Source organism: Pricia mediterranea (assembly GCF_032248455.1).
Classification (GTDB): domain Bacteria; phylum Bacteroidota; class Bacteroidia; order Flavobacteriales; family Flavobacteriaceae; genus Pricia; species Pricia mediterranea.
In genome coordinates this window covers 54,254-67,787 of sequence record NZ_JAVTTP010000001.1, presented here as the reverse complement: position 1 = coordinate 67,787, position 13,534 = coordinate 54,254, and the positions used below count along the sequence as shown (strand labels likewise).

Annotated in this window: 10 protein-coding genes; 5 read left to right on the top strand and 5 right to left on the bottom strand. The window is 48.3% G+C overall.

Features of this window, described 5'->3' with window-relative positions; all coding sequences use genetic code 11:
- The first annotated feature begins 87 nt into the window (after nucleotides 1-87).
- Together RQM65_RS00290 and galK are read left to right on the top strand one after the other, a co-directional pair.
- Nucleotides 88-1,230: a formylglycine-generating enzyme family protein gene (locus RQM65_RS00290; RefSeq protein ID WP_314011900.1), complete on the top strand. Its 1,143-nt coding sequence runs from the start codon at nucleotides 88-90 to the stop codon at nucleotides 1,228-1,230.
- Between the two features lie 241 nt (nucleotides 1,231-1,471).
- Nucleotides 1,472-2,803, top strand: coding sequence for a galactokinase (galK, locus tag RQM65_RS00285; RefSeq protein WP_314011899.1), 1,332 nt, complete (start codon nucleotides 1,472-1,474; stop codon nucleotides 2,801-2,803).
- A gap of 25 nt (nucleotides 2,804-2,828) precedes the next feature.
- Here the strand turns inward: galK and RQM65_RS00280 are convergent, their stop codons facing one another.
- Both RQM65_RS00280 and RQM65_RS00275 read right to left on the bottom strand, forming a co-directional pair.
- The gene (locus RQM65_RS00280) at nucleotides 2,829-3,542 is read right to left on the bottom strand and encodes a LytR/AlgR family response regulator transcription factor (RefSeq protein WP_314011898.1); all 714 of its coding nucleotides are present in this window, start codon (nucleotides 3,540-3,542) and stop codon (nucleotides 2,829-2,831) included.
- A 193-nt stretch (nucleotides 3,543-3,735) separates the two neighbouring features.
- Complete coding sequence (locus RQM65_RS00275) at nucleotides 3,736-4,428, bottom strand: LytR/AlgR family response regulator transcription factor (RefSeq protein WP_314011896.1); 693 nt, start codon at nucleotides 4,426-4,428, stop codon at nucleotides 3,736-3,738.
- Between the two features lie 344 nt (nucleotides 4,429-4,772).
- On the opposite strand from RQM65_RS00275, the gene trxB reads away from it, so the two are divergent.
- Nucleotides 4,773-5,741 (top strand): thioredoxin-disulfide reductase, encoded by a 969-nt coding sequence (gene trxB / locus RQM65_RS00270; RefSeq protein ID WP_314011894.1) that lies wholly within the window; start codon nucleotides 4,773-4,775, stop codon nucleotides 5,739-5,741.
- A gap of 200 nt (nucleotides 5,742-5,941) precedes the next feature.
- Here trxB and RQM65_RS00265 read toward each other — a convergent pair whose 3' ends face one another.
- The gene (locus tag RQM65_RS00265) at nucleotides 5,942-6,409 is read right to left on the bottom strand and encodes a hypothetical protein (protein WP_314011892.1); all 468 of its coding nucleotides are present in this window, start codon (nucleotides 6,407-6,409) and stop codon (nucleotides 5,942-5,944) included.
- Nucleotides 6,410-6,666: 257 nt separating this feature from the next.
- Between RQM65_RS00265 and RQM65_RS00260 the strand changes: the two genes are divergently transcribed.
- Both RQM65_RS00260 and RQM65_RS00255 read left to right on the top strand, forming a co-directional pair.
- A complete protein-coding gene (locus tag RQM65_RS00260; RefSeq protein WP_314011890.1) occupies nucleotides 6,667-9,762 on the top strand; it encodes a SusC/RagA family TonB-linked outer membrane protein in 3,096 nt (1,031 codons plus the stop codon).
- Between the two features lie 3 nt (nucleotides 9,763-9,765).
- Nucleotides 9,766-11,274 carry a SusD/RagB family nutrient-binding outer membrane lipoprotein gene (locus RQM65_RS00255; protein ID WP_314011888.1) on the top strand — a complete coding sequence of 503 codons (1,509 nt, stop codon included), beginning with the start codon at nucleotides 9,766-9,768 and terminating at the stop codon, nucleotides 11,272-11,274.
- Between the two features lie 33 nt (nucleotides 11,275-11,307).
- On the opposite strand, the gene RQM65_RS00250 is transcribed toward RQM65_RS00255, so the two are convergent.
- Together RQM65_RS00250 and RQM65_RS00245 are read right to left on the bottom strand one after the other, a co-directional pair.
- Nucleotides 11,308-12,357, bottom strand: a complete 1,050-nt coding sequence (locus RQM65_RS00250) for a pyridoxal phosphate-dependent aminotransferase family protein (RefSeq protein ID WP_314011887.1) — start codon at nucleotides 12,355-12,357, stop codon at nucleotides 11,308-11,310.
- 63 nt (nucleotides 12,358-12,420) lie between these two features.
- Nucleotides 12,421-13,452, bottom strand: a complete 1,032-nt coding sequence (locus tag RQM65_RS00245; RefSeq protein ID WP_314011885.1) for a dipeptide epimerase — start codon at nucleotides 13,450-13,452, stop codon at nucleotides 12,421-12,423.
- Nucleotides 13,453-13,534: the final 82 nt, after the last annotated feature.

Here is a 13,534-nt window from a genome sequence, read left to right as displayed (position 1 = left end):
GCTTTATACTGTACGGCTTCTTCGAACCTCATATCGATTAAGGGCATTATTTGGTTATATTTGTTGTTCTAATTTTTACGTACATCCATGAACAGCAGCATCCAAATCCATGTCCTTTTTTTTGTTCTCCTTCTTTCAATAGGGTGTAAGGAGGACAAATCGACCGTCTCGCGGTCCGAGGAGACTTCCCAAAGGTCCGAAAAACAGCAGTTTTCCTCGCAGGATACGACCGTGATCAAAGAAAAACCGAAAGGGGTCAAGACACCGGAGGGAATGGTCTGGATTCCCGGGGGGATTATTGAGCAAGGGGCTGTACCCCAGGACAAAATGGCCATGAAGCACGAAAAACCAGCCCATACAGTGGCCGTGGACGGATTTTTTATGGACATCACCGAGGTTACCAATGCCGAGTTCAAAAAGTTTGTCGATGCAACCGGATATACGACGGTAGCGGAACGGGATATCGATTGGGAGGAGATGAAAAAGCAGTTGCCCGAAGGCACTCCGAAACCTCCTGATAGTATTATGCAACCGGGCTCGCTTACCTTTAAAAAGACCGAATCGTCCGTACCTAACCTCTATGATTTTTCACAATGGTGGCAATGGACCATTGGTGCCGATTGGAAACATCCTGACGGGCCCCAAAGTTCCCTTGTTGGAAAAGAGAACGAGCCAGTAGTGCACATTGCCTACGAAGATGCGGTCGCTTATTGTGAATGGGCCGGCCGACGCCTTCCCACTGAAGCGGAGTGGGAGCTGGCGGCCCAAGGCAACCATAGCGAATCGGTCTATCTGTGGGGCGACGATGCCTCCCAACTATCGGAAAAGGCCAATACCTGGGAAGGAGAATTCCCCGTGACCAATACCGAAGCCGATGGTTACAACAAGCGCGCTCCCGTCAAATCGTACCCTCCTAACGATTTCGGGCTCTACGATATGGCAGGCAACGTGTGGGAATGGACAGGGGACTGGTACAACTCGGGATATTATGATGAAGTCGCTGCGGAGAATACCATTCTAAAAAATCCCGAAGGGGCGAAAACTCCCTTCAACGCAAGGGATCCTTACGCCAAGGAAAAGGTGATGAAGGGCGGGTCGTTTCTGTGCAATGCCTCGTATTGTGCCAGCTATCGCATTTCGGCACGCATGGCGACTAGTCCCGATTCTTCTTTGGAACACCTGGGCTTTCGAACCGTCGCGACTCTAGGTATGGTTACAAACAAGGGGTAGTAGTCCTAGAACGGTGAAACAGCTGGAGGCCTAACGGGATTCAAGGTTCAAGCGCTACTTCTTTGCTGTTCAAGGTTCCGGGACCACGGTGTGGCCGTTCAATGTTATGTGCTACTTCGCAGCTGTTCAAGGTTTAAGGATGTTTTTTGAACTTTGGGCTAAACCATTATCCCTAAACTTTGAACCTTAAAACTAGAACTTCTAACCTTAACCCTTAAACTTTAAATCTGCCAAGCAGCCTATGGAGTTTCTAAAAACCTTTACCCCCGAGCTGACCGTACTATCCCCCGGAAGAATTAACCTTATCGGGGAACACACCGATTATAACATGGGGTATGTACTGCCTACGGCAATTGAAAAAGGAATTCGTCTTAAGTTTCAGAAGAACGGTTCCGACTCTCGATGCCGGGTGTACAGCGAAACCTTTGACACCGGGTTCGAGCTCGACTTGAACGCCATTGCCAGGAGCCGGGTAGAATGGGAGAACTATATTTTAGGGGTGCTGAACGAAATTTCAAAGCGAACGGATGACGTTCTACAAACCCCCGGCGAGTCCGCCACAATTGAAAACACCTCGAACCCTGATAGGCATTCCGAAGACAAAGATGGTCGCGTTCCGTCCCAAGACGGTCTAATCGACCGACTCGGGGAGAGCGCTCACGGTGCCGACGCCTCCGTTCCGGAAGTTGAGACCGGGAAGATCGAAACTCAAGGCCCCTCTCGAACAGGCAACGTGCTAGGCGGTTTCGATTGTGTTCTACAAAGTGACCTGCCGACAGGCTCGGGCCTTAGTTCCTCCGCCGCGTTGGAATGTGGACTTGCATTCGGCCTGAACGAGCTCTTTGATTTAAAACTGTCCAAACTCCAGATGATACAGCTATCCCAGGCTGCAGAGCATACCTATGTGGGCACGCAATGTGGTATCATGGACCAATTTGCATCTGTGATGAGCAAAACGGGACACGTCATCCTTCTGGATTGCAGGACACTAGACCACGATTATATTCCTATTGAGCTGCATCCCTATAAAATCATCCTCTTGAACACCAAAGTATCCCATAACTTGGCCTCTAGCGAATACAATACGCGAAAGCGTGAATGTGAGCAAGGGGTTCGAACCATCCAAAGAAAATATCCCAAGGTGAAATCCCTCAGGGACGTCACCGAGGAAATGTTACATTCAAGCGGTCCGGAAATGGACCCTGTTATATATAACCGCTGTCGTTTTATAGTGGCGGAGAATGAAAGGGTTCTTGAAATGGCCAATGCGCTTCGGGAAAACGACCTTGCATCTGCGGGAAAGGTATTGTATGCCGCCCATGAGGGCATCAGCAAATTGTACGAGGTCAGTTGCGCGGAATCGGATTTTCTGGTCGAATTTTCAAAGGGGTTTACCGATGTACTCGGTGCCCGGCAGACCGGGGGCGGATTTGGAGGTTGTACGCTAAATGTCGTCCATCAAGATGCGGTAGATAATTTTGTGACCGCTGCCACCAAAGCATACAAAAAGGAGTTTGATATCGAGCTCGAGGCTTTCGAGGTAAAGCCCAGCGGGGGTACTACTTTAGGCTAGCCTTAAAACTGCCAATACTACTATACTATTCCGTCGACGAATTAATCAAGGCTTCTTCAAGAATCGCCTTCTTATGCCTGCTCAAAGGCAGTTGTTGTCCTGATATTTCGACTTTGGACCCGGAGAAATTTTCTACCTTCTCAAGGTTCACGATATACGATTTATGAATGCGCATAAAATTTTCGTCCGGTAGGGTTTCTAAAAGGGACTTCATAGTCATAAGCACCAGAATTCCCTCATCCTCGGTCACAATTTTAATGTAATCGCCTACTCCTTCTACCCATTGTATTTCATTAACCGGTACTTTTACTTTTTTGAGCTTGCTGCTCACGACAATGTAGTCGTCTTCAGACAAATTGGAATCAGGTTCGGTACGGTTTGCCAAGGCCTTTTTCACGGAAGTGTCGAAACGCTCGGCCGTAATCGGTTTAAGCAGGTAATCCGTCACGTCGTAGTCGAAAGCCTGCATGGCGTAGTCGGGATTGCCCGTAATCAAGATAATCTGGGGCCGCTCCTTTAACGATTCGATAAAGTCGAACCCGCTGATTATCGGCATCTCAATATCTAAAAAGACCAGGTCGACGGGGTGCTCTTTCATGGCGATACGCGCTTCGATGCCGTTTTTGTATTCAGCCGTAAGTTCTAACTTAGGGTGCTTTCGTACAAGCGTGCAAATGGCGGTACGCTGCATCTTCGAGTCGTCGATGACGATGGTATTTAGAGTTCGGGGCTCTCTCATAGGTCGGATTTGACGTTGTGTGTGATGCGCGTAAAATCCGCTTTCTTTCGAAATAAAGGGAAATGAACAGATGCGACGCTTTCGTCTGTCAAATATAATAGATAATATCCGATAGAGAAAAACCGCACTTCATTTTGAGTACAAAGACATCTTGACGTGGGCTGTTACGTACCAAATGGTCTGCCATTACGGCCTATTTGAGTACACTTAAAAATTTCGATTTTCTTTTTCGACTCAGTGGCAATTGTTTTCCGCCCACTTGAACGATGGTATTGCTAAAGGTTTCTATACGCTTTAGATTGACGATATACGATTTATGGATCCTAAGAAAATTATCTTCAGGAAGTCGTCCTTCTATAGCTTTCATGGATGATAGTACCAGAATATTTTTCTTTTCGGTGACCAATTTCACGTAATCCCCCAGAGCTTCGATCCATTTAATGTCTTTATAATCCACCCTTACCTTTTTAAAGTTGCTTCTTACAAATATATGCTCCGTCGAATCGCGATCGTTCAGGATGCCGATATTTCGTTGAACCTTTTTAATGGCGGCATTGAAGCGATGAAGGCACAGCGGCTTTAAGAGATAATCGGCAACGTCATATTCGAATGCCTTGAGCGCATGGTCGGACGAACCGCTGACCATGACAATTTGGGGCTGCCTACTAAAGGATTCCAGCACGTCAAATCCGTCAACAAATGGCATTTCCACGTCTATAAAAACGATATCCGCATTCATTTCGCACTGGTTGTTCTTTGCTTCGACACCGTTGCGGTAGCTGCCTGAGAGCGATAAACGGGAGTGATTCTCGATAAATTGTTCGAGTAGGGCACGATGTGTTGCCGAGTCGTCGATTATAGCGCATTTCATCATCATGGGTTCCATAAGGGTACTGGTATTTGTTCTGATTTTCCGATTTCTTTTTATTATGAATATCAATAGTACTTACGAAGTAGAAAGCGAAAAGTTTGGTTCTCTTAGTGGCTTTCTAGTTTAGTGTATCCTGATACCCTTTCAGCGTTGTGTCTTGAACATTTATGGGAAAAAGTGTCCGAATGGGAAAAAGTGAACGGATGACGATTCAGGGACTTTGCGGCCTAAAGAAGACACCCGCGGCCGATGCCCGTACCTAGATAACTTTTGATAACTTTACGGCAAAATTTTTTATAAAAACCCTACTTTTGCCCCAAGTAGTAATGGATGGATAACTCTATAGAAGTTTAGCGATTATGTCAGACAAGACCGAACGATTGAAAACAGTGATTATAGGATCAGGACCCGCGGGGTATACGGCGGCAATCTATGCTGCACGTGCGGACCTGAACCCTGTGGTATATACAGGATTGGAGCCGGGCGGACAATTGACCACCACGACCGATGTCGATAATTTCCCGGGCTATCCGGACGGTATCGACGGGCCTACCATGATGGTACAGTTGCAGCAACAGGCCGAGCGCTTTGGTACCGATGTGCGCATTGGGATGGCCACCGCTGTCAAGTTGAGCGACGAGGTCGGCGGCATACACGAAATAACCGTCGATAGTGATACTACCATTGAGGCGGAAACCATTATAATTTCTACCGGGGCCACGGCCAAGTACTTGAACATCCCCAGCGAACAGCGATTGCGCGGAGGCGGAGTTTCCGCATGTGCGGTCTGCGACGGGTTCTTTTACAAGGGCCAGGAGGTCGCCATAGTCGGCGGCGGCGATACGGCAGCGGAAGAGGCCTCGTATCTAGCGAACATATGTAGCAAGGTGACCATGCTGGTACGGAAAGATTATATGCGGGCGTCAAAAGCTATGCAGCACCGGGTGAACAGTTTGGAAAATCTGGAAATTCGCTATAACACGGAAGTAGATGAAGTGTTGGGCGACCAAGTAGTCGAGGGCCTAAGGGTGGTAAACAACCAGACCGGCGAGAAAGATGAGTTTGATATAACGGGACTTTTCATTGCCATCGGCCATAAACCGAATACCGATATTTTCGAGGGACAGTTGGAGATGGACGAAACCGGATATATCATTACCGAGGCCAAATCGACCAAAACCAACAAGCCCGGCGTTTTTGCCAGTGGCGATGCCCAGGATAAAATATACCGGCAGGCAGTAACCGCGGCCGGGACCGGATGTATGGCCGCATTGGATGCGGAGCGCTATTTGGCGACAATCGAGGCGGCCCCGGAAGAAGTGGTCTGAGCGCCTCCCCGCGCATTTTTAGGGAACGTTCAGGTACGAACCGAAACCTATCGGGCGTGGTCCCCGAAGCTGAAAAAGATATAAGATGATAGTGGCTGTCCGAGTTACTCGCCGCCACGGTCATAAATTCAATTCTTTTCGAAAAAAAACCCGATATCTCAGAATATCGGGTTTTTTTGTACTGAAATGACTACCTGTGGTCAATCAAGACGCTTATAATTCTCCGAGGAAATCGGTTCCCCATCGGCATCGGTAAAAATTTGGCTGTACCTATCCTTTTCAAGGTCAAGTTTCATGTTCCATTCCATATTCGCGTTGGCTATTTTTCTCATGGAGGCGGACATGTATTCCAACATTTCGGTCAAAGTAGTATCGGTAGTGCTATAAGATCCGTATCCGAACCATTCCGCAGAATCCGTTGGCACGTAGCGCGTCCACATTACCTTGCCGTTGTAATACATTTTGATTTGGCGGTAACCTTCTTCCAAGGGAATCGTGTCGGTAACCTGACCGTTATCGTAATTGTAGTTGCTGATCATCTCCCAGGTACCTTCTATGGAGTTCCCCGATGTTTTGGTCTGGGTGGAATTTTGTCCCTTCGTGGTAGAGCAGCCGATAATGGCCAGTAACATGAGGATAACGAAAATTGGTCCAAGTGCATTTTTCATAATTATAGTGTTTTGATGTTCTAGTTATTTTAACAGTATTAAAGTACGATTTATTTTACAATTATGATAATTTTCGATTTTAATATTTTTTACATCACGATCTGAAGTTTTTGAAAAATAATCCTTTCGTGTAGGTTGCTTACATTTAACATATTGTCTTGTAGTAACTCTGTCCGATTCGATTACAGCCTTGAACTCTTCCTTGGATATGATTTTTATTTCTTAGTTTTAGAAAAAATTAACTAACGCTTATACTTATGAAACAAATCGTATTCTTTTTGTTCGTTCTATTCGGTATTTATACGGGTTTGGGACAAACGATTACTGGAACTATTACCGATGAAGGGGGAGCGCCATTGCCGGGCGTCTCCATTGTGGTGGTCGGACAGAATCGGGGCGCTACCTCCGACTTTGACGGGAACTACTCCATTACGGCAGCGGAGGGCACTGTCTTGAGGTTTTCTTATCTCGGGATGGAATCAAAGGAAGTTCCGGTCGGAAGCGACGCTACTATCAACGTCAGTCTGCGAGAAGACACCCAACAGTTGAGCGAGGTGGTGGTGACCGCCTTGGGCATCAAAAAAGAGAAACGTTCGGTGGGGTATGCCGTACAGGAAGTAGGTACCGAAGAACTTGTACGGAATAATAACAAAGACGTGTTGGGCTCCATTCAAGGCAAGGTGGCCGGCGTAAACATCAACTCCACCAGCGGGGCGGCCGGAGCCGGTTCCAGCATCATAATTCGCGGTATTACCTCCCTAAACCCATCCGCTAACAACCAACCGCTGTTCATCGTCGATGGTATTCCCATCAGTAATGAGGCCCCTACAGGAAGCCTGCTGCCAAGTACCGGATCTAATGCACCGTCTTCGGCGGAACAGTTTTCTTTCTCAAACCGTGGGGCGGATCTGAACCCAAACGACATTGAAAGCGTCTCGATTTTAAAGGGTCCCGCCGCTACTGCATTGTACGGGGTTCGGGCGGCAAACGGAGCAGTGGTCATCACTACCAAAAAAGGGAAAAGCGGAGAAATAAAACTAAACTATCGCGGCTCTTTTGGATGGAACGAAGTCAATAAAACACCCGATATACAGACAAAATGGCGTGAGGGAAGAGGCGGCGAAATCGTTTCAATACCCGATAATAGCGCTCCCGGCGGCTATAGGTATGTGGATGACAATAGCTTTGGATTTTGGACTTTAGGGCCGGAATATGGTCCCGGAGAACCTTATTATGATAATTTCAAGGACCTGTTCAATCAGGCCTTCACTTCCAATAATTCCCTTAATATAAGCGGGGGCGGGGAGACCTATACCTATTTCGGCTCCCTATCCCGGTCCGACGACCAAGGCCTGGTGCCTAATACGCACTTCGATCGGACTACTCTGAAACTTTCCGGAGAAATCAATGTGAGCGACAAGTTTACCGTGGAGCCTTCTTTCTCCTATATACTTTCCGACGGAAGATTGCCGAACGGCGGGGACAAATCCATTATGAGTTCCTTGTCCTATTGGACGCCTACCTTCGATGTGAATGATTATCTCTTGCCTAGCGGTAACGAGAAAAACTATACGGCCGGTATTGTAGACAATCCCCGGTATTTTGCCGAGGTCAGTTACCTTGACAGCAGGGTAAACCGTATTTTGGCCAACACCAAACTCAACTATAGGTTCAATGATTGGGCGACGGTGCAGTATCAGTTGGGAGTTGATAATTACCACGATTCACGAAATCGGTTCGTTCCTTCCGACATCGATCCAGGGTCCGCAACCGAAGGTTTTATCGTTAACGAAGAATTAAATTACAACGAGCTGACCTCCAATTTATTCGTCACTTTCACCAAAGATTTTAATGAAGATTTAAGCGGGTCTCTCTTGATCGGCAACCAAATTTCCGATATAGAAACGCGTCGCGTAACCGATAGAGCGGAAGGATTGGATTCCAATAATCCCGAAGCCTTCGGGCAAGCCACCAATTTCTTCAACGATATCGGTGGTACCGAACGCCGAATAGTGGGACTGTTCGGCGATATGCGGTTGGAATATAAGAACACCCTGTTCTTGAATATCACCGGAAGAAACGACTGGTCATCGACCTTACCATCGGAAAATCGCAGTTTCTTTTATCCCTCTTTCAATTTGAGCTATGTATTATCCCAAACTCTACAGGATAGCGGAAGCCTGCCCGAATTTCTGACCTACGTGAAACTTAGGGCTTCGTACGCCGAAGTAGGAAAAGATGCGGCACCCTATGTGGGGGTGTATTATGATCGACCTAATAATTTTCCTTTTGGGGATGTCGACGGCCTCGCAAGGGACAATGAAGGAGGTTCTAGTACCTTGAAGCCCGAGCGAACCGCGGCGATAGAGTTTGGTGGTGAGTTCCGGTTTTTCAAGAATCGCTTTGGCATCGACCTGACCTATTACAAACAGAACAGTAAAGATCAGATACTTCCGGTACCCGTAGCGCAATCTTCAGGTTTCGACCGGTATGTGTTGAATGCGGGCGAAATCGAGAACCGAGGTTGGGAGGCATTGGTCAATATAACTCCTGTTAGAACTACCGATTTTGAGTGGGACATCACCCTCAACTGGTCAAAAACCAAGGCCGAAGTACTCTCCCTTCCGGAGGGTGTCGACGAGATTATTTTTGCCGATAGCGGATTTGCCGGAGTTATCTCCAAACTGGAAGTGGGCGGGGAGCCCGGTGATCTGTTCGGATATATTTGGGAACGCGATGGCAATGGAAACCGGATTATCGGTGCCGATGGTCTGCCCACGGTCGTGGCCGGAAGTCCTTCTGACCGGGTCAAGGTCGGCAATGCCCTTCCGGATTGGACGGGTAGTATCGGGAGTACTTTCCGCTACAAAGACCTTTCACTGTCCTTTTTATTAGAGCGTAAGGAAGGCGGCGACCTCTACGATTCGGGAAGACGGAACGGCATCAGGAACGGAGTCCTTAAGATTACGGAGTTGCGGGAGCAAGATATTGTACTTGAAGGAGTTTCCGCCGATGGCTCGCCCAATACGGTTCCGGTTACGATTACAGAAGATTATTACCGCGATTCCGGGGCATACAACCGCGCTTCCGAGATTTTGGTGCAGGATGCATCGTGGTGGCGCCTGCGGAACGTAACCCTGTCGTACGACCTTCCCCAGACCTTATTAAAAAGTACACCTATCGAAGGCTTATCCGTTAGTTTTACAGGAACCAATCTTTGGCTTGACACTCCTTTTCAAGGGTATGATCCTGAAGGCAGTCAGTTTAGTGCAGGTACGAACGCTTATGGCTTCACGGGCCTCAACATCCCGAGTACAAGATCTTTCCTCTTTGGTATAAACTTAAATTTTTAGAAAATGACATCCCTACGATACAAATTATTGTTTACAGTTATATTGCTATCGCTCTCTTTCGGATGCGATGATTATCTGGGCGAAAACGTGGATCCGAATAAAGAACTGCCGGCTAATGTAACCGCACCGGACCTTTTGCCGAGTGCCATAGTCAACACATCATCGGCGCACTATAGCATTGCGTTCAGTATGTGTCTTTATTCCCAACAGTTGGCCTCCTATTTCGAGCCCGGAGCGGATACCCATGAGGAAGTCCAGCTTTCCGGGGGATGGGAGTCCATTTTCTTGGAAGCATTTTCCCAATTGGACCAGATTGCCTCCATTGCCGAAGAAACGGGGGACAATGCCTATCTCGGAATCGCCAAAGTACTCCAGGCCCAGAACCTGGGACTGGCCACCGATCAATGGGGAGCCGTACCTTTTTCGACCGCGACCCTGGGCGAGGAGGATTTCACCCCCTCGTTCGATAGTCAAGAGACTGTTTACACCGAGATAAATACTCTTCTAGACGATGCCATCTCCCTGCTGGGGCAAGCCAGTGGCGGCATTGGTCAAGAAGATTTGATTTTTGGGGGGGATATCTCAAAGTGGCAGAAGACCGCCCATTTTTTAAAGGCGAAATATGCGTTGCATCTGTCCGAAGTAGATCAAGATGCTGCCGTCAATGGGGTGCTCGCCAATGTGGCCAATGGCTTTGGAAGTAACGAAGACGATTTTCAATTGGTCTATAACACCCGAAACTTCAATCCTTGGCACGCGGGAGTGGTTTTACCGAATGCCACCGGTAACGCATCCGTCTTGCTTTCCGATCAGTTGGTCAGTACTATGAACGGTACTGCGTTCCCATTTACCACAATCGACCTCGATCCACGCCTGCCCCGTATTACTACGGTTGGGGAAGACGCAACGGAATATCGGGGCGGTATCAATGGATCCGCCGGGGTGCACAGGTTCGCTACGGATCAGGGAGCGGATTCCGTGAACATAAGCGCCAATACGGACTTTGGAGCAGATAACTTTTATTCTTCCCAAACCGCACCTATCATTCTCGGCAGTTATGCCGAGCAAAAGTTCATGGAAGCGGAGGCCCTCTTTCTTCAGAACGGAGGAAATGCCACTTCGGTCGGAACTACCCAGGCCGCCTATGATGCCTATCTAGAAGGGATTCGTGCCAACATGGAAAAGCTGGGGGTTGCGGCAGGAGAAAGTGCCGCCTACCTTGCCGAAGCCTCTGTTGACGTGGGAGCCCCGAACCTGACATTAAAACTGATTATGCGGGAGAAAAATATCGCTATTTTTCTCAATCCGGAATCCTTCGTCGATTTGAGAAGGTACGATTTTAGTACCGATGTCTTTGAAGGGCTGGAACTTCCGGTCAACCACAATCCGCTGTTAAACGGTCAATGGGTGCGAAGGGCGCAATACCCCGCCTCCGAACAAACGAGGAACGGTGCCGAAGTGGAAAAAGTGACCCAGGATATCGGAACCGGCGTTTGGTGGGATAGGGACTAAGATTAATCCGCTTTGCCGTTTATCATGTGAACCTCAGGCCCGTTGCTCGTTCAAGAGCTCGGCCAGGCGTAGTATATCCTTTTCAAGATGCTGCGCGCTTAGGACGATTCTGCTCATAAGTTGAGAATCCTCATCGGGGTAGGGGAAACTTGTCAAAACAATATCGCTCTGCTCCAAATACTCCATGAGCTGGACATCCGAGAAACTGAAGGCAGGATGATGTTTCATGTAACTGAGTTTTTGTGGGTTGGCCAAGGCATCCAAAAAGAGTGCGATGTTGCTTTGCAACTTTTCCCTTTTTTCAGAAAATATCGTCTCGGCCTCCAAAAGAGTGGCTAGGGCCGCGGGGGCCGGTGGACTCGCACCTCCGAAGAAAGGGGTCTCCGTCATGTAGGAAATTCGTTCCGTGCTTCCGAAAACCCCACCCGCCTGTATGCCAAAGCCTTTGCCCAACGAAGCGCAGACCAACAGTTCCTTAATAGGCAGTTCGGACAGCATACGGTAAACGCCGCCCCCATCTTCACCTACGATGCCGATTCCATGGGAGTCGTCAACCACAAGAATCAGCTTATCCAAGGGAAGAATTTGTAAGGGTATGAAATCGGGGAAGTTACAACCTGAAAAGTCGATGGAATCCAAAAAAATTACGGGCGTTTTATTGGGCTGTGAACTTAGATGTTCCCTGACGGCAATGTTCAGGGCCGTAAAGGTAGTATACGATTTCGTGGGAGCCGGGTAAAGCGCGGGATGGGTGTTGGGGGCATAAAAAAACCGATGCGTTTTGATATTCAAGGCTTGCGCCGTGAATTGTGCCGCCAAATAGCCCGATGATAGCGTTGCACAGGCCTCGGCCCCGACGAGTCCGGCCAAATGCTGTTCGGCTTTTCCGAAGATGGACATCCGAATGTTCGATTTTCGGGAGGCTCCGTAATTAGTACCGTATTTTCTGATATTCTTGACAAACAGCTCTTTAAAGCCATCATCTGTCTGCAGTCCCATATAGGCCGTGCCTCCGAAGTACAGGTGTTTTTTCCCCGCTATCGTGATTTCACGGCCTGGAAACGAATCGATATACTGCGCCATTATCCTTGAGCTTCAATAGACTTTACTAGTTGTTTTTCTTCCCATTGCAAAACCTTGTAAAATTCACCTACGCAGCGGAGAGTCCGTCCTTAACATGACCCCGCTCCCTCCCAATTTGGGAAAGATCAACTTTCCGCCGTCCAAAATCCGGATTCCGTCTGCGATGTCGTCCTTGAGCAATAGAGGCCCATCCATATCTACGTAATCGAGCTGGGGCAAGAGCTGGGCGATGGCCGAGATACCGACGGTCGATTCCGTCATACAACCGACCATGGTCTTTAGTCCCAATTCCTTGGCCCTTTTGATCATGCGTAGGGCCGGGGTGAGACCGCCACACTTGGTGAGTTTGATATTGATTCCGTCAAAATAGGGTCCGCATTTTTCCACATCCTCCTCGACAATACAACTTTCATCAGCGATGACGGGCAGAACGCTTTCCTGGGAAACCTTTTTCATGCCAGCCTCGTCATCGGCCTTGAGCGGCTGCTCTAAAAATTCCACTCCCAGTTCCTTGAGCAAAGGGGCATTTTCAATGGTCTCCTCGGCGGACCAGGCGCAGTTGGCATCGATCCGGAACACGGAGTTCGTATGTTTTCGCAATTCCCTCACGATGGCGACATCGTCTTCGGTGCCCAACTTGATTTTATAAATAGGCCATGGGGTCTCCTGCATTTTGGCGACCATTTTTTCCAAGGTTGCGATACCGATGGTGTAATTGGTGATGGGATAACGATCCAGATTTGTCCCCCAAATCTGGTAGAGCGGTTTGCCCAGTAATTTTCCATAAAGATCGTGCGCCGCCAAGTCTATGGCGCAGCGCGCGAAATACGACAGCTCCTTTCCCGAAAGACGTTCGTAAAGCTCCTCGGGTTTTTCAAAAGGGTAGGTCTCGATATCGCTTCGCACCGCCTCGATTTCCTCGGTGAGGCTTTGCATCGTTATTTTGTAATAGGGGTTGGAGGTGGATTCGCCGTATCCGGTTTTCCCATCCGATGAAAGGGAGACGACCAAGGTGTCTTGAAAATCGTGCGATTCCCTCGAAATACTAAAGGTATGCTTGAGGGGAAGGGTGTACTGTTGGAGCTTGAGTTGCATTAAAATTCAGTTTTGGCTAAGATACAAAAGACCCCAAAGGTTTCGAAAACCTTTGGGGTCTAAAGCAGGTCTCTTGATTGAC